The sequence below is a fragment of the Corynebacterium appendicis CIP 107643 genome (genome assembly GCF_030408415.1).
GTDB classification, from domain to species: Bacteria; Actinomycetota; Actinomycetes; order Mycobacteriales; family Mycobacteriaceae; genus Corynebacterium; species Corynebacterium appendicis.
Genome location: NZ_CP046976.1, coordinates 1,175,250 through 1,194,698, shown reverse-complemented (window position 1 = coordinate 1,194,698; position 19,449 = coordinate 1,175,250). Strand labels below are relative to the sequence as shown.

The following is a 19,449-nucleotide window of genomic DNA, read 5'->3' as shown; positions in this document are numbered from 1 at the left end:
AGAAGGAGAAGACGCGGGATGAGCGTCTACTTCGCGTTCTCCTGAGCTTCCTTTTGCTCCTTGGCGATGCGCGCGGCGGCGCGGCGGCGTTTGCGGAGCTGCTCCAGGCGCTCTTCGAGCAGCTCGTCGAGTTCCTCAAGGCTGCGGCGCTCACGGAGCATGTCCCAGTGGGTGCGCGGCGGCTTCACCGGCTTCGACTCGACGCCTTCACCCTCGACGAGGGTGCCCACCTGGCCGTTCTTGCACGGCCACTCTTCGGGGATTTCGGCGTCGTCTGCGAACGGGATCTCGTAGATCTCGCCGTTCGGGGTGCGGTACTTCGCCATCCTGCGCGGGGCGAGATCGTGGTCACGATCCGTCTCGTAGCTCACTGCGCCCATGCGGCTACCACGTAGCACCCGATCAGCCATGCTGCATCTATCCCTTCGTTGAAGAATCAGTCGCGACCATCAAAGTATAACGGCCATCTTCTCCAACGCGCGGACCGCATCGATTGTTCCGTGGCGTCACGATCATTGTCGGTGGGACAGAGAGGATATGATCAGTCTCGATCATGAACCAGCACACCGGGAATCCGCCGACCTGCCAGTACTGCGGCAAAGAGATTCAGCTCACGCCGGGCCGCGGCAGGCCACGGAAGTACTGCAGTGATTCGTGCAAACAGCGCGCTTATGAGCAACGGCACTCTGTTTTGGCAGGTCAGAAAACTGTTAGGGTCATCAGTGGAGAGACGCTGCGCGACAAGCTCTTTGAGCTGCGGTGCGCGGCCGAAGACATCGTCACGGCGACGGGCGAAGGTGCGGAGCCAGAGGAGATTCAGTCTCTGTGCGACGAGCTGGTTACCATGGCTAAGAAGCTCGAGAGGCTGCAATAAGGCAATCAGAGAGGAATGCTCATGCGGACCAACCAGAAACTCATTGTCATCGGCGGCGCGGCGGTGATCGTCGTGTTGGCATTGTTGGCGTTGGTGCCGTTGTTCATTTCGCTCGTGTCGCACCCGGGCGTGAAGACGGAAGCGATTGACGCCGACGGCGCAAAGGCCGCATCCACGGACGTCGACGGCAAATGGGTTGTGACGACGAAGCCGGGCAAGAATATGACGTCGGCCGGATTCACATTCTACGAATTACTGCCGGGCGACGAACGGACGACATCTGGGTCGACCCAGGACGTCGAGGGCGAAATGACCATCGAAGGCGGCTCTTTGACCGCCGGCGAAGTGACCGTGAATATGGGCAATATCGTCACGGATAAAGATGTCCGTGACGAAAATGTGCGGAGGAAGATCCTTCACGCGGAGCAGTACCCGGAGTCCACATTCGTCCTCACTGAACCGGCAGACGTGTCCCAGCTTCCGGATGACGGCACCACAGGCACGGTGACGCTCACAGGAGACCTGACCATCCATGGCGAGACGAACAGCGTCACACAAGAGTTCACCGCGCTGCGGACCGGAGACAATGTCGTCGTCCACGCGGACGTGCCGATCAACCGCCTGGACTACGGAGTGGAGACACCGGAGTTCGTCGCGGCGAAGATCGCGGAAGAAGGCGAAGTGAATATCCGCCTCAAGCTCGAGAAGAAAGGCTAGCGGCACACGGCAGGACAGGGAATGAATGCGCGGGCAGTCTGGCCCGCGTTTCCTCGATTACTGCCATCTCTGTCCGATAATGTGCATTATGTCAAGTAATGTTGAGGGTGCGCTCTACCCCTGAATCGCTCAAGCATTGAAGGCATTGACCGTCTACGCCGCCTCTACCGCACTCCCCGGCGGTGTCGGTGCATGAGCGTCAATTGGACCACGTCGAGCATGCCTGCGCGCGCCATAGCTTCGCGCAGAGCGAGCTGCCACATCCACAGCCGGCGGTACACCGCGTCGAATCCGTCGGCGGCGGCTTCTCGGAGCTGGCTCTGGAAGACGGTCCGCTGATGCTGGAGCGAAAGCGCCAAGTGGTCCGGCGCATGGGTCTGGGCGATGACGCGGAGCCCGCTGCGGGAGTCGACAGTCTTCCGGATCTCGTCGACTGTCGGATAGTTCAGCGTCGGCCAGATATAAGCGCGCAGCGATTCTAGGGCGGATTCGGCTGGGCGGCTCATCTTCCCCGTCGACACGATGGTTTGGAGGGTGGCGCGGCCGGAGCGGGCCAACAGCCCGTCGATAAGTGCGAAATAATGCGCTTGCATACGCGTGGGCATGGTCTCGAGGTGTTCGGCGGAGACGATCGCGTCGTAGCGCGCTTTGCGCCGGTCCATGCCGCGCGGCAGGTCCTCCACGACGTTCACGTGCACGGCGTCCTCTGCCCCGCCGAGTGTCAGACGCTCGCGCAGCGCATTCAGGACAGCCGGGTCCGTTACCACCGAGTCGACGGTCGCGCGGCGGGATGCAGCAGCAATAGCAACAGCACCGCCGGATGACGGAACTTCGGCGAGGTGTGTGCCGGGACGGACCACGGCGGCGTCGAGAAGCATGTTGACGCTGCGGGCCTGAGCGTCGGCGAGGTCGAGCTTCTCCGTCTCGAGCGGCGCGCTGTAGTTAGTCTTGGAAACGAAATAGTTCTTGGGCTCCTTGCCGCGGCCTGCACTAGGCGAATGCGACGGCACGCTCACTCTCTCCATCGTGGGCACGCCCGTCGCGAAATGGCCGGCAAAAGCACTCATGCCGTCGCCGGAGAACTTAGCGACGAGTTCCGGCGGTACCTCGCCTCCGGCAAACCTCGCCTCGCGGCCAAGCTTCGTTGCCGGATTGAAGCCGACCTCCAGCAGCTTGCCCAGCACACGGACCAGGTCGTCGGGCGTGTCTGTCCGCCACTCTCCTGCCATGTAGCCCTCGGCCAGCCCGATCCACCCGTTGGCCGCGATGCGCTCAAACAGCTCGGCGTGGTCGACCACGAGATCCGGACCGTTGTCCGGGTCGAGCTCGAGCCCCGCTTTGGAACAGGCGGCGGCGAACGAGGCTTCCGCGCGGCGGGCGCGCAGGCCCATGAACCGGCCTGTGGGCACTGCCGCGATATTCGGCCACTGTTCAGCGTCGATGGTGGCTAAGTGCATGGGGATCGCGGGGTTGTCGGACACGCCGTCTACCATAGACCGACGGCAGCCCGCCTCATGGGAGCCACGGCGCGCGGAGTTCGCAAACGGGCGTATGATCTCATGGCGGATAAGCATGCAATTGCCACAAGGAGTACAGATTAATGTCCGATAAGCCCTACCGCCCCGCAGGAAATCGCCACCACGTCGTCATCATCGGTTCCGGCTTCGGCGGGCTTTTCGCAGCTCGCGAGCTCGACGGAGCTGACGTAGACGTCACGTTGATTAGCCGCACAAACTTCCACCTCTTCCCGCCGCTGCTCTACCAGGTGGCCACGGGCCTTCTGTCCACAGGCGAGATCGCTACTTCGACCCGCCAGATTCTGGGCAAGCAGAAGAACACGGACCTCGTCCGCGGCGATGTCACCGACATCAACCTGGAGAACAACACCGTCACCTTCGAAGAGGGTGCGCTGACCCGCACGTACGAATACGACTCGCTGATCGTCGCTGCCGGCGCCGGCCAGTCCTACTTCGGCAACGACCACTTCGCCGAGTTCGCTCCCGGCCTGAAGACCCTTGATAACGCCCTGGAGATCCGCTCCCGCCTCGTCTCCGCGTTCGAGCGCGCCGAGATCGTTGATGATCCGGAAGAGCGCGAGCGCCTGCTCACCTTCGTCATCGTCGGCGCAGGCCCGACCGGTGTCGAGCTCGCCGGCCAGGTCGCCGAGATGGCCCACCGCAGCTTCCGAGACGAGTACTCGAACTTCCGTCCGTCCAGCGCGAAGATCATTCTTCTCGACGGCGCGCCGCAGGTGCTCCCGCCGTTCGGCAAGCGTCTCGGCCGCAAGGCCCAGCGCGAGCTGGAGAAGATGGGCGTCACCGTCCGCCTGAACGCGATGGTGACCAACATCGACGAGTCCACGGTCACCTACAAAGACATGAAGACCGAGGAAGAGACCACGATCGACTCCTACACCAAGATCTGGTCCGCCGGTGTGGCCGCTTCCCCGCTGGGCAAGACCGTCGCCGAGCAGGCAGGCCTCGAGGTCGACCGCGCAGGCAAGGTGCCCGTGAACCCGGACCTCTCCGTCGGCGACCACCGCAACGTCTTCGTCGTCGGTGACATGATGAACCTGGACAAGCTGCCGGGCGTCGCCCAGGTCGCGATCCAGTCCGGCGAGTACGCCGCCAAGGCGATCAAGGCCGGCGTCGAGGAGAACCAGGAACCCGACCAGCGCGAAGCATTCGAGTACTTCGACAAGGGCTCAATGGCCATCGTCGGCCGCTTCCATGCCGTGGTGAAGATGGGCAAGGTCGAAATCGCCGGCTTCCTGGGCTGGATCATGTGGTTGCTCGTCCACGTCTCCTTCCTGGTGTCCAAGCGCAACCGCATCGTGTCCATGTTCACCTGGACGCTCAACGCGCTCACCCCGAAGCGCTACAATCTGCCGACCACGCTGCAGCAGATGCACGCGCGCACTGCACTGCTCAACCTGGCCAAGGAGACGGACAACGACACCGAGAAGTACTCGGAGCTGCGCGACATCAACGGAGAGAACTAAACTTTCTCCTCCCCTCCCCCCTATTAACAGGGGTCGAGCACGATATGAGCCCTCGCCGACATGGACCCTTTCCTTATCGGTTTCATCGCGCTAGGGGTGCTCTTCGTGCTCCTTTTCATCGGCGGGGTCGCATTCATCAGCATCGTTCTGGCCGGTAAATCGGAGGCGCGGCGTCGGCGCAACCGGCGCAATGCCCGACGCCGAAAACCCATTGACGCTCTCGTGGAGTTCTACAAAAAGCGGTGATGCCCCTCACCTACCGCCCAGGCTCTCGGTGCACGTTTCAGGGCGAGCAAGGCGTATGATCTGTTTAGTTCAAGGCCGGGGTGGCTGGATTCGTCGATAAGCGAATGCGGGTCCACGTTCCGGCTGTCCGTCGCCGAGCCTGTGATCGAAGGGGGTCGCTATGCCGCCGAAAATTCCTCTGCCCCGCAATAAAGCGAAATCGCAGGCGAAGCAGAAACAGGCCGAGCGGCCCGTGCCAGTCCCGGTGGAACGCTCCGTCGACTTCTGCCGAGTTTTCGTCGAGGGCAAGGCCCTGCCGGGCTCGATGCACTACACCAGTGCCATGGAACGCGTGAAGGAAGCGGACAACGGCTATGTGTGGCTGTCGCTGCGCGAGCCGAGCGCGGAACAAATGGAGCGCGTCGCCCAGGAATTCGGCATCCACGACCTCATTGTGGAGGATGCCGTCACCGCGCACCAGCGCCCCAAGGTCGAGCGCTACGGCGAGCAGCTCTTCATCGTCATCCGCACGGTCGTCTACCGCGACGACGAGGAAGTCACCGACCTGCGCGAAATCATTTCCACCGGCGAGGTGCAGATGCTCGTCGGCGACGACTTCGTGATCACCATCCGCCACAATGCGCAGCTGCCGAACCTTACCCAGGAGCTCATTGAGGACCAGGAAATCTCGTCGCTCGGCCCCGCAGCGGTCGCATGGAAGGTCGCGGACCACATCGTGGAGAACTATATGAAGGTCACGACATTCCTCTCCAGCGACGTCGACGAGCTGGAGAACGAGGTGTTCACGCCGCGCCAGTTGATCAACATCGACAAGATCTACATGTACAAACGCGAGGTCCTGGAGATGCGCCACGCCACGGATCCGCTCGGGCCGGCGTTGCGTTCCGGTCTGACGCTGCACAAGGACCTGCTGAGCAAGCCGATCCGTTCGTACCTGCGCGACGTGCAGGACAACGCCATGATCGTCAGCGACAATATCTCGGCATTCGACGAGCGGCTCTCATCGCTTCTCGACGCCTCCGTGGCCAAAGTGTCCATGCAGCAGAACTCCGACATGCGCACGATCTCGGCTGTCGTCGGCATGGCGGCGCTGCCGACCATGATCGCCGGTGTGTACGGCATGAACTTCGAGTACATGCCCGAGCTCAGCTGGCACTACGCCTACCCCGTCGTGCTCCTGGTCATGTTCGGATCGATTCTGGGCATGTACTGGTGGTTTCGCAAGAACCACTGGCTCTAGGCGCTACGCCCCCATCACCATCGTGCGCAGGGTGCACACTGCGACGAGCTTGCCGTCCGAGCGCATCTCGGTGCGCCACAGCTGGGTACGGCGGCCGACGTGCACCGGAGTCGTCTCAGCCTCGATCACGCCGTCGGTGACGCTGCGCAGCAGGTCCGTGCTGTTGTTCATGCCCACCACGGGTCCACCGGCGGCGACAAAGCCTGCGAAAGAGCCCATTGTCTCGCCAATGGAGCAGAACACTCCCCCGTTGACCATGCCCGCTGGCTGGTGGTGCTTCGGCGCCGCTTGAATGGTGGCGACCATCTTTTCCGGGCCGAATTCGGTGAATGTCAGGCCGATAAAAGAATCGAACTCGGTCGCGGCTGAGTTGAGCATTGCGATTTCATCGTCGTTGAGCTGGCGGTTCTGCAGGTGCATGAGGTCGTTGATGTCCATAGAAACTGACTTTAGCAACGAAACTAGTCCGTAATTGTGGACTCAGAAAATCCTCTGGGCAATTTTGCTCCCCGGTTGGCTGACCGCCAGATACTGCGTGCGTATGCTCAAAGACATGACTTCGAATGACGCTTCCCCCGCTACTGCAGCCACTGACGGAACCTCGGCGACCGGCCAAGCACAAATCGGTGTCGTGGGCATGGCTGTGATGGGCTCCAACCTGGCCCGCAATTTCGCCTCCCGCGGTCACACGGTGGCCATCTTCAACCGCTCCCCAGAGAAGACCCGTGCAGTCATGGAGCAATACGGCGACGAGGGCTCGTTCATCCCGTCGGAGACGATCGAGGATTTCGTCGCCTCCCTGGAACGCCCGCGTAAAGCCGTCATCATGGTCCAGGCGGGCAAGGCGACCGATGCCGTGATCGACCAGCTCGTCGAGGCGATGGATGAGGGCGACATCATTATCGACGGCGGCAACTCGCTGTTCACCGACACGATCCGCCGCGAAAAAGAGGTCGCGGCAAAGGGGCGTCACTTCGTGGGAGCCGGCATTTCCGGCGGCGAGGAGGGAGCGCTGCGCGGCCCCTCGATCATGCCGGGCGGCCCGAAGGAATCCTGGGAGACGCTCGGCCCCTTGCTCGAGGACATTTCCGCAAAGGTCGACGGTGTGCCGTGCGTGACGCACATCGGCCCGGACGGCGCGGGCCACTTCGTCAAAATGGTCCACAACGGCATCGAATACGCCGACATGCAGGTCATCGGCGAGGCCTACCACCTGTTGCGCTACGCCGCGGGTATCGAGCCGGCTGAGCTGGCGGAGATCTTCTCCGAGTGGAACCAGGGCGACCTGGACTCGTACCTCATCGAGATCACCGCTGAGGTCCTGCGTCAGGTGGACGCGAAGACGGGCAAGCCATTCATCGACGTCATCGTCGACGCCGCCGGCCAGAAAGGCACCGGCCGGTGGACCGTGAAGGAGGCTCTCGACCTGGGTGTGCCCACCACCGGCATCGGCGAGGCCGTCTTCGCCCGCGCGCTCTCGTCGGCCCTCGCGCAACGCGAGGCAGTCAAGGAGACGGGCTTGCCGGCCGGCGAGACCGCGACGTTGGAGTCCCTCGGTGTGGACAAGGAACAGTTCGTTGAGGATGTCCGCCGCGCCCTCTACGCTTCCAAGCTCGTGGCCTACGCCCAGGGTTTCGACGAGATCAACGCTGGCTCCCAGGAATACGGCTGGGGGCTCAAACCGCAGGATCTGGCCACCATCTGGCGCGGAGGCTGCATCATCCGCGCGAAATTCCTCAACCGCATCACCGAGGCGTACAACAACGACCCGGAGCTGCCGTCGCTGCTGCTCGACCCGTACTTCCGCGGCGAGCTGGAAAACGGCTTGATCGACTCCTGGCGCCGCGTGGTCGTCACCGCTACCCAGCTGGGTCTGCCAATCCCGGTCTTCGCCTCTAGCCTGTCCTATTACGACTCGCTGCGCTCCGACCGCCTGCCGGCTGCGCTCATCCAGGGCCAGCGCGACTTCTTCGGCGCACACACCTACAAGCGCGTCGACATAGAGGGCACGTACCACACGACGTGGTCCGGCGAGCGCGAGGAGATCAGCTACTAAGCGCGCCACATCACTAGCGTTGCGCTGACGCGGGCACCGCGGGGAGATCGGTAGACTTCCCCCGGTGCCTTCTTTTTCTGATTTAGGGCTGCCGAAGCCCATCATCGATGTCCTGGACACCCAGGGCATCGCCGAACCTTTTCCCATCCAAGAAGCGGCGATTCCCGCGGTGCTCGACGGCCGCGACGTGCTCGGCCGGGGCCCAACGGGCTCGGGCAAGACCTTCACCTTCGGTCTTCCGATGCTCGCGCTGCTCGCCGGCAAACCGTCCCGCCCCGGCCGCCCGCGGGGTCTGATTTTGGCCCCCACGCGCGAGCTCGCCGCGCAGATCCGCCAGCGCCTCGACGATCCCGCCGCAGCCATGAACCTACGCGTCATTGAGGTCGTGGGCGGCGTCAACATCAACAACCACATCCGCGCGCTCGCGGCGCCTGCCGACGTTCTCGTCGCCACCCCGGGCCGTGCGCAAGATCTGATCAACCAGGGCAAGCTCAGCTTCGACGACGTCGCTGTCACGGCTATCGACGAAGCCGACCAGATGGCGGACATGGGCTTCCTCCCCCAGGTGCGCAAGCTTCTCGACGCCACCCCTGAGACCGGCCAGCGCCTGCTGTTCTCAGCGACGCTGGACGGCGACGTCGATAAGCTTGTGCGCCGCTACCTCGATGATCCCGTGACGCATTCGACTGCGCCCGCGGCTGCTGCCGTGGATTCGATGGAGCACTACCAGCTGCTCGTTGGCGACCGCGAGTCGCGCAATGCCATCGTGCCACTGATCGCCGCGCGCGACGGCAAGACGATCATGTTCATGCGCACCAAGCACGGCGTGGACCGCCAGGTGAAAAAACTGCGTCGCGTCGGCATCAACGCCCAGGGTCTCCACGGCGACAAGGGTCAGGGCGCGCGCACCCGCGCGATCGAGGGCTTCGCCGGCGGTTCCCTGCCCGTGCTGGTGGCCACAGATATCGCCGCGCGCGGCATCGACATCAGCGATGTCTCGCTCGTCGTGCACATCGACCCGCCCGCGGAGCACAAGGCCTACCTGCACCGCGCCGGCCGCACAGCCCGTGCGGGGACCTCCGGAACCGTAGTCACCCTCGTCATGGACGAGCAGCGCAAAGACGTCGACCAGCTCCTGCGGAAAGCCGGAGTGGACGCGAAGAAAGTCCAGGTTGCTGCCGGGGCCGCCGAGCTTGCTAAAATCACAGGAGCGCGGGAGCCGAACGGCGACCCGCTGCCGCCGCCGGGCCAAGCACAGGCCTCCCCGAAACCCCGCAACCAGCGCTCGGGAGGTCCGCGGCGCGGACGGCAACAGAGCAACTCTCGCACCCGCACCAACAGCAACGGTGGGCGCCGCCGACAAAGGAGTTCCAGGCGCAAAGAGAATTAAACATTCATGGACATACTGATATCCATCCTCGCCCTGATCGGCTTCGTGCTGCTCACGGCATCCACCGGTCTCTTCGTCGCGATCGAATTCGCCATGACGGGCCTCGAGCGCTCCACGATCGAGAACCACGTGCAGGAGAAGGGCGACAAAACCGCCCGTGCCGTGCAGCGCGACCACGGCAACCTCTCCTTCGTGCTTTCTGGCGCACAGTTGGGCATCACGCTCACGACACTAGCCACCGGCTTTCTGGCCGAGCCCGTGCTCGCGCGGTTTTTCACGCCTCTACTCGAGCTCGTCGGACTTGATGAGTCCGCCTCGCGCCCCGTGGCCCTGGTGCTCGCGCTCATTGTGGCGACGACGCTGTCGATGGTCTTCGGCGAGCTCGTGCCGAAGAACCTGGCGATCACCAACCCCCTGGACACCGCCCGCTTCGTCGTGCCGCCGGTCAACGCGTTCAACACCGTTTTCGCCTGGTTTATCAAGGGCCTCAACGCCTCCGCCAACTGGTTCGTCCGCAAGCTCGGCATCGAGCCGGCCGACGAGCTCGCCTCGGCCCGCTCCGGTCCGGAGCTCGGCGCCATGGTGCGCAGCTCCGCTGAGGCAGGCGGCCTCGACGCCGCGACGGCGAAGATGCTCGACCGGTCCCTCCAATTCGGTGAGACCACCGCGGAAGAAGTCATGACTCCGCGCTCCACCGTCAACTCCCTCGACGTGGAAGACACCGTCAGCGACCTCATTGCTCTGGCGACCGAGACCGGGCACTCCCGCTTCCCCGTCCGCCGCGGCGACCTCGACGACACCGTTGGACTCGTCCACATCAAGGACGCGTTCTCCGTCCCGCATGACCAGCGGCCCACCACATTGCTGAGCTCCCTGGCCAAACCGGTGTCCTTCGTTCCCGGCACCCTCGACGGCGATGCCGTGCTCAACCAGGTCCGCTCTGCCGGTTCGCAAATGGTGCTGGTCGCCGACGAATACGGCGGCACCCAGGGCATTGTCACTATCGAGGATGTCGTCGAGGAGATTCTCGGCGAGGTCTACGACGAGCACGACGACCGTGAATCGGAGCGCGATTTCCATCGCTTCGGCGCCTCGTGGGAGGTCTCCGGCCTCGTGCGTCTCGACGAACTGGCTGAACGCACCAGCTATCTCGCCCCGGACGGGCCGTACGAAACCTTAGGTGGCCTGTTCATGTCCGCGCTCGGCCGTGTCCCGCAGGTCGGCGACACCGTGCTTCTGCCGGTCTCCGATAACGAGGTTCAGGACGATTTTGAGTCCGGTAACGCCGGCCGCTGGCTCGCCCGCGTTTCCGTCATGGAAGGCCGCCGCTTGGACAAGGCGATTCTCACCCCTGTGTCCGACGAGGAAGCTGCGAGGTGGTCCGCATGAATATCTGGGTAGCAACACTCCTCATTATCGCGCTGCTGTTGGCCAACGCCTTCTTCGTCGCAGCGGAGTTCGCGCTCGTGTCTTCCCGCAAGGACCGGCTCGAATCGATGCTGGCGCAGGGGAAGACAGGTGCGCGCCGCGCGCTAAACGCGACGGAACACCTGTCGATCTACCTGGCCGGCGCGCAATTCGGAATCACCATCGCCTCGCTGATCCTGGGTAAAGTCGCCGAGCCTGCCGTGGCCCACTTCCTCGAAGCGCCCTTTACCGGCCTCGGGGTGCCGGAGAACCTCCTGCACCCGCTTTCCTTCGTGATCGCCTTGATGATCATCACGGTGCTCCACATCATCTTCGGCGAAATGATCCCGAAGAATATTTCCATCGCGGGGCCGGAAACGCTGGCCGTGTGGCTCACTCCGGCGATGGATGTGTGGGTGAAACTCACCCGCCCATTGATCTATGCCTTGAACGAAATCGCCCGCTTCACGCTCAAGCTCATGGGCGTCGAGCAGCGCGACGAGCTGGACTCCACCGTGGATCAGGAACAGCTAGCCAGCATGATCCAGGAGTCCCGCCAGGAGGGGCTCCTCGACGCTGAGGAGACCGCCCGCTTGGCCAATGCGCTGTCCTCGGAGAACCGCAGCTTCAAGGAGGTGATGATCCCCATCGACCAAGTGGTGACCATCCCCGATTCCCGCGGTGGCATTCCTCTCGCCGCGCTGGAGAGGGCGGTACAGGAAACTGGCTATTCGCGCTATCCGGTGGAAGGCTCCGCCGGCGCTTTGCTCGGATACATCCACGTCAAGGACGTTCTCGACCTGCTCGAAGCAGATGCCGCGAATCCGGTGATCCCGCGAAACCGCATCCGCCGCCTGAGCATCGTCGACGGCTCCGGCAGCCTCGACGACGCATTGACATCGATGCACCGCCGCTCCGCCCACATGGCCCAAGTCCGCGACAATGGGGAACTCGTCGGAGTCCTCGCGCTCGAGGACTTGATCGAGGAGTACGTGGGCACGGTGTCCGACTGGACCCACGAGGACGAGTAGCACGCGCATGCCCACCACAACGCAGTCGCTTACCCGCGCGGAGTGGACCGACCGCATGGAGGAGCACGAGGAGCGTGCCCGCACATGGATCGACCCGCACCTCGCGCGCCGGTCCCGCGGGGAGAAACACCCCATCTGGGACTTCCTCTTCGACTACTACTCCATCCGCCCCGCGCACGTGATGCGCTGGCACCCAGGGCTGCACGCAACGCTTATCGACGCCGCCGATGCGCCCCACACACGCTGGCGCGACTATGCGGTCAGCCCCGGCGGCACTGTGAGCGCCGATGTCGACAGCTTTCTCGCCCACCGCGGCAACGCGGTGGACAAGGTGCTCACCCTCCTGCGCGCCACTGAGGCTAACCGTGCCCAGTTCGACTGCTTCGGCCTGCATGAGTGGGCCATGGTCTACCGTCAGGAGAAGCACCGCCACCCGCTGCCGTTGCGCCTGAGTCAGGCCGACACCGACGCGGTGGTCGAGGAGCACGACATCAAGTGCACGCATTTCGATGCCTTCCGCTTCTTCACACCGCCCGCGAAGCCGCTCAACCTGACTGTTCTCAACAACACGACCAGACCCGACCACGAGCAGGCCGGGTGCCTGCACGTCGGGATGGACCTCTACAAGTGGGCCGCGAAGATGGAGCCGCTTGTTCCCGGCGACCTCCTCCTAGACTGCTTCGAGCTCGCCCGCGACATCCGGTTGCTCGACATGGAGGCATCCCCCCACGACTGCCGGGAACTCGGTTACGGCGTCGTTCCGATTGAGACGCCGGAGGGAAAAGCGGAATACGTCGCCCGCCAGCGGTCCTTTTCCGAGCGCGCAAAACCCCTGCGACACCGCCTTGTCGCGATCCTCGAAGAGGTCCTTGCGGGCTAAACTATCCGGGAAGATGTCTGCTCGAAAGGGGCCTGGGCCATGGGACGGCACTCCACCGGAAAGAATAACTACTCCTTGTCCAAGGAGGTCATAGCGATCATTGTGGCTGTCGCCCTCGTGATCGCCGCCGCTGTCGCGTGGCTGTTCCTCCGCGATAGCGGCAACGGTTCCGACACCGCCTCCGGCGACCAGGCTGAGTGCGTGTCCGGCGACCTGGCGCTCCCTGTCGCCGCTGCAAGCAAGTCCGTGGGCGAGCAGCTTATCGACGACTACGCCTCGTCCAACCCTGTCGTCCGCGACTACTGCGTGAAGCCGGAATACGTCGACTCGATCGAGGAAGCCGCCGTCTACGTCGCACCTGTCTCCCCGGTGTCCAACGAGGAGATCACTTCCGCCGACCGGAGCTCTGCGACGAGCGAACCTGCCGCTGTGTATGCCACACCGGTCGGCACCGCCGCCGCTGACGCCGCCGCAGCCGCCCTCGAGACTGTTCTCTTCCCCACTGCTGAGCAGCCCGAGACCTCCGCCCTCGTCGCGCAAGCCTTGGCCGACTCTGATGAGGCTGCCGCGAAGGCTCTCACCGACCAGCGCGTCCAGACCGTTGCTGCCGCTGCAGCGGAAAAAGACAAGGCCGTCGCCACTACAGAAGATGCCGCTCCCGAGGGGCTGACCTTCACCCCGCTCGAGGACAAGGAACTCGTCTACGCCGCTTTCCCCCTGAACACAACCGACAGCGTGAATGAGGAGCAAACCCGCGCCGCCCAGGCTTTCTCCGACTACAGCGGCAAGATGTTCATTGACTCCCACGGCGACGCCGACACGAAGCCGGCTGACGTCAGCGAGCCCGTCTGGTCCGCCGCCATGCCTGAAGGCGGCAAGCGCATCACCGACCCGGCTGCCGCAGATACCGGTCAACACACCGACAGCGCCGACGGAAACGGAGACGGGAACTCCGATACCGCCGCAGCCGGCGTACCGTCCGAGCCCATGAAGACTCTCTTCCTCCTCGACACCTCGGCAGCCATGACCGGGTTCAACGACCCCGCAGCCGAAGCTATTGACGCCGCCACCAGTGAGATCACCGGCGCCGGCCACGAAGTCGCCCTGTGGAACTACTCCTCCCCGCTCACCCCGGGCGTGACCCAGGGCTACCGCACCAATGTCGGTTTCACCGGTGATGCCGATGCAGTCACTGGCACCGCATCCCGGTTCCTCAATGACGGCCAGCCACAAACCCGAGAGGCAGTCGCCGCCGCCGTCGCCTACGCAGAGTCCGAGGCGGCTCCCGACGCGCCGGTCCGCATCGTCCTGATCACCTCCGGCTCGTCCGACATCGCCGACGAATACGCCGAGCAGGCTCTCGCCGAGGCTAGGGACAAGGGTGTCTCCCTGACTATCGTCCGCTCCGGCGACGGTGAACCCGACGAGAAGCTCGCCGACGCCGCCGAGTTCACCACCGACGCCGCCACCCCCGGCGACCTCGTCGCTGCCATCCGCTCCGCAGCTGGCGTGAAGTAGCTCCACCCGGACATAGCAAAAGGGTGCGGCATCCCACCACGGGGAACCGCACCCTTTGAAACCTCAGGGAGTGTGCGAGCTCTTAGGAGCTGCGACGACGGCGGCGGTCAGCCAGCTCGTCGAGTGCAACGATATTGTCGCTATCGTCCTCGGCAGCGGCGCCGATGCGCTCGGACGGGAAAGCGGAGATGGTGCCGGTGAGCTCCTTGACGATCTGCGGGACGGCGATGCCGAAGACACCCTGGCCGCCGCCGAGGAGGTCGATGATCTCATCGTTGCTACGGCACTCGTAGACGGTGGTGCCGTCGGAGACGAGAGTGATCTCGGAGATCTCGTTGATGCCGCGGTCGCGGAGTTTGTCCACGGCGAGGCGGATGTTCTGCAGGGAAATACCGGTGTCGAGCAAGCCCTTGACAATCTTCAGGACCAGAATGTCCTTGAAGGAGTACAGGCGTTGCGAGCCGGAGCCGGTCGCGTTGCGGATGGACGGGCGAACCAGATCGGTGCGTGCCCAGTAGTCGAGCTGGCGGTAGGTGATGCCGGCGACCTGGCAGGCGATCGGGACGCGGTAGCCGACCTCGTCGGACGGACCGATGTCGAAGAGCGACTCCTGAACAGGGGCTTCAGCACCGTCGGCGGCGGTGACGTTATCGATCGTACTCACGTAATTACTCCCATGAAGTTTAGGAAAGAGCCTAAAGGTTATTTAAAGGCAAGCATATGCTCCGGTCAAGACCACGGCGTTCAACACGCCGAACTTTTAACCTCAACTTTAACTTTAAGGTTCCTCTTCCCCGTTTTCATCTTGAGTATCACCAGTACTCCCGAACCCCAGATCTTCCTCTTCGACACCGAGTTCGCGCATGAGGTTCTCGAAGTCGAGATCCGCCTGCTTATCGCCGCTGGCGGAATTGCTGCTGGAGTCGGCACCGTTACCAGTGCCGTCTGCGATGTCCGAGTCGAATTGAATATCGAAGTAATCGGAGGCGTCCTCGGCGTTCAGCCACAGGGAGGCCTGGTTGAGAACCTCCTCCTCGACTTCAATAGGCATGTCGAGCATGAGGGACAACACCAGCGCATCGGTGGGGCGGCAATCGAATTCGGCGCCGTCTTCCATGGTCACCTGCGCCAGGTACACGCCGTTGTAATAACTAGTCAGTTCAATGGCGGCAACGCCGGTGGTGGACTGCTCGATGACGTCCAATAGCAGATTGTGGGTGTCGGGCCGGGCAGGTTCCCACTCCCCGATCCGGCCGAGCAACTGCGTGCCGCCAACGGGCGAGAGCCAAATCGGCAGGAAGCGCCGGCGCTCCTCCCACAGCAGTACAGCGCAGAGGAAATTCTCGGGCCCGACGGGGAAAACGCCGCATAAAGATACTGGAACAGTGCTCATAGTGTTCTAGTTGAGTCCGCGGCGCAGTTCGTTCTTCACCAGCGCGGCGTGGAGGGACACGACGAGAGCGGTCATCTGCTGACTGATCTCACCGGCTTCCTGCTTGGCGGCGGCGCGGCCCGACTTGGCTACGGGCTCGGTGACCTGCTCGATGAGGTCTGCCTGGCGGCTCGCAGACTGGCGGATGCGCTTGAGGTGGCGGGTTTCGAGCCCGAAATCGGTGAGTGAGACCGCGGTGGAGACCACGCGAACGTCGTCGACGGTGAAAAGACCGGATGCATCGGGGACGATCAGGCCAGCATCGATGCACTGCGCTACGACACTGGGGTCGCATTCAGCTTGAGCGGCAACATCCTCGTCAGTCAGACGGGTCGCTGCAGGAGCGGCGAACTGCTCCGGCGCGATCAGCGGATCGGCGGCGTTCTGGCCCGTCATCACGGCGGTGACCTTGCCGGAGTCCATTGCCTCGAGCTGCTCGCGGATCACCTTCAGCGGTAGGTAATTGTCGCGCTGGGTGATCAGAATGTAGCGGAGACGCTCAACATCGTCCTCGGTAAAGCGGCGGTACCCGGACTGCGTGCGCTCAGGCGTAATCAGTCCTTCAGACTCGAGGAAACGGATTTTGGACACGGTCACATCCGGGAACTCCTCGCTGAGGCACTTGATCACCACGCCAATCGACATGGTCTTGGTGCCCGAGCGGGGTGCCGGATTGCTCGGCTTCGTTTTCCGGATTGCGCTCACAGTGTCTAATTCTGTCTAACTCTGATCAACAATGGCTAGATTTAATCAGGATGGACCTGAAAAACTTTCACAAAGCGGTGCGGGCCGAAGCCCGTTCACCGGGGTTTAGTCCTCGTCAGCGAGGAAGACGAGGCGAAACTTGCCGATCTGAATCTCGTCGCCGGTGGAGAGCGTCTGGGAGTTGCGCGGCTCGCGGTTCACGTAGGTGCCGTTGAGGGATCCGACATCGACAACCTCGAACTCGCCGTCGTTACGGCGGAATTCGGCGTGGCGACGGGAGACGGTGACATCGTCGAGAAAGATGTCCGCCTCCGGGTGGCGGCCAGCGGTGGTGGTGTCGCGGTCCAGCAGGAAGCGTGCGCCTGCGTTCGGGCCACGCTTGACCACGAGGAGCGCCGCGTCTGCCGGCAGGCCTTCAGCGCCGCCTACGTGGTCAGAGGCGGTGTTAGCTCCCGTCTCCATCTCCTTCAGAAGATCCGCACGGAAAACAGAGGTGGTTTCTACCTGTGTCTCCGGTGTGCCGGTATTCTCGCTCATCTCTTCTCCTGACGCTTTCGACGGATACAAATTTCAATTTAAGTCCACGACCATCATACTGACAACTGCTCCCGGCGCGCGGTCGGGACACCACTGCCGGGAGTCATCATCAGCGGAAGATGCTGGCTATGCCGGATATTACGGAGTTTCCGCCGCCGGCGAGCGGGTTATCGGAGACCATGTAGGTCCAAGTCGCGTTGGGGCGCTTCCAACCGGCATCCGCGAGATGCGCACCGTCGGCGTCGATAAGTACGGTGTCGAAGGTCTCGGAGGCGCGCTCAACAGCACGGTTGGCGAGATCTTTGAATTCGCGCACGGCAATCCGGTGGAACTCGGTGATCGGAGTTTCGCGCGCAATGGCGCGAAGGTGGATCGATTCGCGCACGTCGTCCATGAGTGCGAGGTGTTCGGACCATTCGTCGTCGAGGTGGAAAAGCATGATTTCGCGCGCAGCCTGTTCGAGCACTACCCGATCGATTCCTTGTCCTTCCAACTCAGCGGCGCGCGCTGGGTTGCGTTCGGCGAGCTCGCGCCACGCTTGGTCGGTATCCAGCAGCGACGCACGCCGCTTATCGACGATCTCCCTGTGGTCCGCCAGCAGCTGGTTGTACTTCCAGGTCTGGGCGTGGATCTCGAGCAATTGCCCTTCGGTGACGCGCTGGCAGTGCTCGATGAAGTCCTGGACGCGCTTGGATTCGATGAGGCCATGCTCGTCGGGCTGGGCGCTGACGCGCTCATCGGCGCCGCCTGCGGTGACGATGTCGTCTTCGAGTGAGACAAAAAACACGCTGAGACCCGGGTCACCCTGTCGTCCGGCGCGGCCGCGGAGCTGGTTGTCCAGCCGTGCCGTGCGGTGGCGCGCGGTACCGATGACGGCGAGTCCACCGAGCTCTACGACAGCGTCGCGGTCGGATTCGTCGGCGCCACCGAGGCGGATATCGGTGCCGCGCCCCGCCATCTGGGTGGACACGGTCACGCGCCCCAGGTCGCCGGCCTCGGCCACAATGCGGGCTTCCTCCGCGTCGTTCTTGGCGTTGAGGACGTTGACGTTCACACCGCGTTTTTCCAGTGCATCTGCCAGTGCCTCGGACTCGGCGACATCGCGCGTGCCGACAAGCACCGGCTGGCCGGTGGAATTGATGTGGGCGATCTCCTCGACGATGGCCGCGAACTTCTCGTCCATGGTGGCGTAGATGCGGTCGGCTTCGTCGAAGCGGCGCAGCTCCTTGGCACGGTCGATCACGGAGACGTGGAGATCGTAGAACTGGCGCAGCTGGTCGGTGGCCTCAACGGCGGTACCGGTCATGCCGCACACCAGCGGGTAACGCCGCATGAGCGCCTGCAAGGTGATCTGGTCGAGGATGCGGCCGCCTTCGGAGACATCCAAGCCTTCCTTGGCCTCCACTGCGGCCTGCAGCCCGTCGGGCCAGCGCTGGAGCTCGGCGACACGGCCGCGGGATGCGTCGACAAGGTCGATCTTGCCGTCCTTGACTATGTAGTGGACATCGCGGATCAGCAGCGCCTTCGCGTGGAGCGCGAGGTTCACGCGCACGAGGATGGTGCCGATATTCTCGTCGGAATACAGCGAATCGATGCCGAGAGCACGCTCGATCTTCGACGCGCCGTCGTCGGTGAGGAAGACGTTCCGGCGGTCCGAGTCGATGGTGTAGTCCTTGCCCTCGACAAGGTGGGACACTGCCTCGGTGATCTGCCCAGTGGCCTGCTCCCCCGGTTTGGAGCCGGCAAGGACGAGGGGCACCAAGGCTTCGTCGACAAGCACGCTGTCCGCTTCGTCGACGAGCGCGACATCGGCTGCGACCTGAACCGTCTGGTCGCGGTGGGTGATCTGGTTGTCGCGCAGGTGGTCGAAGCCGATTTCTGTGACTGGCGCGTAGACGATATCGCTGCGGTAGGCGTTTACGCGCTCCTCGCGTGTGGACGCCTCCGTGACGGACGCGACGCTGAGTCCGAAGAACTCGACGAGAGGACGCATCCAGTTCGCGTCGCGCGCTGCGAGGTAGTCATTGACCGTGATGAGGTGCACCCGCTTGCGGGTGAGCGCGAATCCCGTAGCCGCCATCGCGCCGACGAGCGTCTTGCCCTCGCCCGTTGCCATCTGGGTCACGTCGCCTTCAAGCAGGCGCAGCACCGCCTGGTTCTGCACCTCGAACGGCGTCATGCCGAGCGTGCGTGCCGACGCCACCGTCAGCACAGCCAAAAATTCCGGCTTCTTTTCAATCTGGCCGTCAGCGACTGTCCCCCGGATCGCGTCGACCAACTCCGCGTCGCTGCGCTGTTCGTAGTTGGCGATCAGGCCGTGCGCCTGCGACACGATGCCCTTCGACTTCTTGTCGTTGCGCTCCGACGAGGAGCCCATCGCCTTCCAGAACCAGTCAAACTTGCCCATGGGGCAAC

General features: G+C 63.5%; 18 protein-coding genes. 10 read left to right on the top strand and 8 right to left on the bottom strand.

Annotation, left to right across the window (positions count from 1 at the left end; translation table 11 throughout):
- Positions 1-26: 26 nt before the first annotated feature.
- Positions 27-410 carry an RNA polymerase-binding protein RbpA gene (locus CAPP_RS05855; protein WP_076598543.1) on the bottom strand — a complete coding sequence of 128 codons (384 nt, stop codon included), beginning with the start codon at positions 408-410 and terminating at the stop codon, positions 27-29.
- Positions 411-553: 143 nt separating this feature from the next.
- Here CAPP_RS05855 and CAPP_RS05850 point away from each other — a divergent pair, with 143 nt between their 5' ends.
- Positions 554-874, top strand: a complete 321-nt coding sequence (locus CAPP_RS05850) for a hypothetical protein (RefSeq protein ID WP_076598542.1) — start codon at positions 554-556, stop codon at positions 872-874.
- 21 nt (positions 875-895) lie between these two features.
- Positions 896-1,591 carry a YceI family protein gene (locus CAPP_RS05845; protein ID WP_076598635.1) on the top strand — a complete coding sequence of 232 codons (696 nt, stop codon included), beginning with the start codon at positions 896-898 and terminating at the stop codon, positions 1,589-1,591.
- Between the two features lie 164 nt (positions 1,592-1,755).
- Here CAPP_RS05845 and CAPP_RS05840 read toward each other — a convergent pair whose 3' ends face one another.
- On the bottom strand, positions 1,756-3,072 hold the full coding sequence (locus tag CAPP_RS05840; protein WP_234958716.1) for a class I SAM-dependent methyltransferase: 1,317 nt from the start codon (positions 3,070-3,072) through the stop codon (positions 1,756-1,758).
- A gap of 119 nt (positions 3,073-3,191) precedes the next feature.
- Here CAPP_RS05840 and CAPP_RS05835 point away from each other — a divergent pair, with 119 nt between their 5' ends.
- Together CAPP_RS05835 and CAPP_RS05830 are read left to right on the top strand one after the other, a co-directional pair.
- A complete protein-coding gene (locus CAPP_RS05835; RefSeq protein ID WP_076598541.1) occupies positions 3,192-4,592 on the top strand; it encodes an NAD(P)/FAD-dependent oxidoreductase in 1,401 nt (466 codons plus the stop codon).
- A 406-nt stretch (positions 4,593-4,998) separates the two neighbouring features.
- Positions 4,999-6,078, top strand: a complete 1,080-nt coding sequence (locus CAPP_RS05830) for a magnesium and cobalt transport protein CorA (RefSeq protein ID WP_076598539.1) — start codon at positions 4,999-5,001, stop codon at positions 6,076-6,078.
- A 3-nt stretch (positions 6,079-6,081) separates the two neighbouring features.
- Here CAPP_RS05830 and CAPP_RS05825 read toward each other — a convergent pair whose 3' ends face one another.
- Positions 6,082-6,516: a PaaI family thioesterase gene (locus CAPP_RS05825; RefSeq protein ID WP_076598538.1), complete on the bottom strand. Its 435-nt coding sequence runs from the start codon at positions 6,514-6,516 to the stop codon at positions 6,082-6,084.
- Between the two features lie 115 nt (positions 6,517-6,631).
- Here CAPP_RS05825 and gnd point away from each other — a divergent pair, with 115 nt between their 5' ends.
- From gnd to CAPP_RS05795, 6 genes are all read left to right on the top strand, one after another.
- Complete coding sequence (gnd, locus tag CAPP_RS05820) at positions 6,632-8,134, top strand: NADP-dependent phosphogluconate dehydrogenase (protein WP_084560497.1); 1,503 nt, start codon at positions 6,632-6,634, stop codon at positions 8,132-8,134.
- 64 nt (positions 8,135-8,198) lie between these two features.
- Positions 8,199-9,524: a DEAD/DEAH box helicase gene (locus tag CAPP_RS05815; protein ID WP_076598536.1), complete on the top strand. Its 1,326-nt coding sequence runs from the start codon at positions 8,199-8,201 to the stop codon at positions 9,522-9,524.
- 6 nt (positions 9,525-9,530) lie between these two features.
- Positions 9,531-10,913, top strand: coding sequence for a hemolysin family protein (locus CAPP_RS05810; RefSeq protein ID WP_076598535.1), 1,383 nt, complete (start codon positions 9,531-9,533; stop codon positions 10,911-10,913).
- Positions 10,910-11,962: a hemolysin family protein gene (locus CAPP_RS05805; protein ID WP_076598633.1), complete on the top strand. Its 1,053-nt coding sequence runs from the start codon at positions 10,910-10,912 to the stop codon at positions 11,960-11,962. The genes CAPP_RS05810 and CAPP_RS05805 overlap by 4 nt, the downstream gene beginning before the upstream one ends.
- Before the next feature lie 7 nt (positions 11,963-11,969).
- Positions 11,970-12,842 carry a 3-methyladenine DNA glycosylase gene (locus CAPP_RS05800; protein WP_076598534.1) on the top strand — a complete coding sequence of 291 codons (873 nt, stop codon included), beginning with the start codon at positions 11,970-11,972 and terminating at the stop codon, positions 12,840-12,842.
- A 39-nt stretch (positions 12,843-12,881) separates the two neighbouring features.
- Complete coding sequence (locus CAPP_RS05795; RefSeq protein WP_076598533.1) at positions 12,882-14,360, top strand: vWA domain-containing protein; 1,479 nt, start codon at positions 12,882-12,884, stop codon at positions 14,358-14,360.
- Between the two features lie 82 nt (positions 14,361-14,442).
- On the opposite strand, the gene CAPP_RS05790 is transcribed toward CAPP_RS05795, so the two are convergent.
- The 5 genes from CAPP_RS05790 to secA2 form a co-directional block, all read right to left on the bottom strand.
- A complete protein-coding gene (locus CAPP_RS05790) occupies positions 14,443-15,015 on the bottom strand; it encodes a MerR family transcriptional regulator (protein ID WP_076598632.1) in 573 nt (190 codons plus the stop codon).
- A 123-nt stretch (positions 15,016-15,138) separates the two neighbouring features.
- Positions 15,139-15,753, bottom strand: coding sequence for a bifunctional nuclease family protein (locus tag CAPP_RS05785; RefSeq protein WP_076598532.1), 615 nt, complete (start codon positions 15,751-15,753; stop codon positions 15,139-15,141).
- Positions 15,754-15,759: 6 nt separating this feature from the next.
- Entirely contained in the window at positions 15,760-16,497 is a 738-nt protein-coding gene (ftsR, locus tag CAPP_RS05780; RefSeq protein ID WP_076598531.1) for a transcriptional regulator FtsR, read from the bottom strand.
- 105 nt (positions 16,498-16,602) lie between these two features.
- Positions 16,603-17,034: an oxoglutarate dehydrogenase inhibitor Odhl gene (gene odhI / locus CAPP_RS05775; RefSeq protein ID WP_076598530.1), complete on the bottom strand. Its 432-nt coding sequence runs from the start codon at positions 17,032-17,034 to the stop codon at positions 16,603-16,605.
- A 109-nt stretch (positions 17,035-17,143) separates the two neighbouring features.
- The gene (secA2, locus tag CAPP_RS05770) at positions 17,144-19,441 is read right to left on the bottom strand and encodes an accessory Sec system translocase SecA2 (RefSeq protein ID WP_076598529.1); all 2,298 of its coding nucleotides are present in this window, start codon (positions 19,439-19,441) and stop codon (positions 17,144-17,146) included.
- Between the last annotated feature and the right edge of the window lie 8 nt (positions 19,442-19,449).

What these genes read in the sequence shown, in the direction of transcription:
- CAPP_RS05855 (WP_076598543.1), bottom strand. Translation starts at nt 410, where the DNA reads ATGGCTGATCGGGTGCTACGTGGTAGCCGCATGGGCGCAGTGAGCTAC.
- odhI (WP_076598530.1), bottom strand. Translation starts at nt 17,034, where the DNA reads ATGAGCGAGAATACCGGCACACCGGAGACACAGGTAGAAACCACCTCT.
- CAPP_RS05830 (WP_076598539.1), top strand. Translation starts at nt 4,999, where the DNA reads ATGCCGCCGAAAATTCCTCTGCCCCGCAATAAAGCGAAATCGCAGGCG.
- CAPP_RS05850 (WP_076598542.1), top strand. Translation starts at nt 554, where the DNA reads ATGAACCAGCACACCGGGAATCCGCCGACCTGCCAGTACTGCGGCAAA.
- CAPP_RS05785 (WP_076598532.1), bottom strand. Translation starts at nt 15,753, where the DNA reads ATGAGCACTGTTCCAGTATCTTTATGCGGCGTTTTCCCCGTCGGGCCC.
- CAPP_RS05805 (WP_076598633.1), top strand. Translation starts at nt 10,910, where the DNA reads ATGAATATCTGGGTAGCAACACTCCTCATTATCGCGCTGCTGTTGGCC.
- CAPP_RS05835 (WP_076598541.1), top strand. Translation starts at nt 3,192, where the DNA reads ATGTCCGATAAGCCCTACCGCCCCGCAGGAAATCGCCACCACGTCGTC.
- CAPP_RS05795 (WP_076598533.1), top strand. Translation starts at nt 12,882, where the DNA reads ATGGGACGGCACTCCACCGGAAAGAATAACTACTCCTTGTCCAAGGAG.
- CAPP_RS05845 (WP_076598635.1), top strand. Translation starts at nt 896, where the DNA reads ATGCGGACCAACCAGAAACTCATTGTCATCGGCGGCGCGGCGGTGATC.
- gnd (WP_084560497.1), top strand. Translation starts at nt 6,632, where the DNA reads ATGACTTCGAATGACGCTTCCCCCGCTACTGCAGCCACTGACGGAACC.
- CAPP_RS05800 (WP_076598534.1), top strand. Translation starts at nt 11,970, where the DNA reads ATGCCCACCACAACGCAGTCGCTTACCCGCGCGGAGTGGACCGACCGC.
- CAPP_RS05810 (WP_076598535.1), top strand. Translation starts at nt 9,531, where the DNA reads ATGGACATACTGATATCCATCCTCGCCCTGATCGGCTTCGTGCTGCTC.
- CAPP_RS05825 (WP_076598538.1), bottom strand. Translation starts at nt 6,516, where the DNA reads ATGGACATCAACGACCTCATGCACCTGCAGAACCGCCAGCTCAACGAC.
- secA2 (WP_076598529.1), bottom strand. Translation starts at nt 19,441, where the DNA reads ATGGGCAAGTTTGACTGGTTCTGGAAGGCGATGGGCTCCTCGTCGGAG.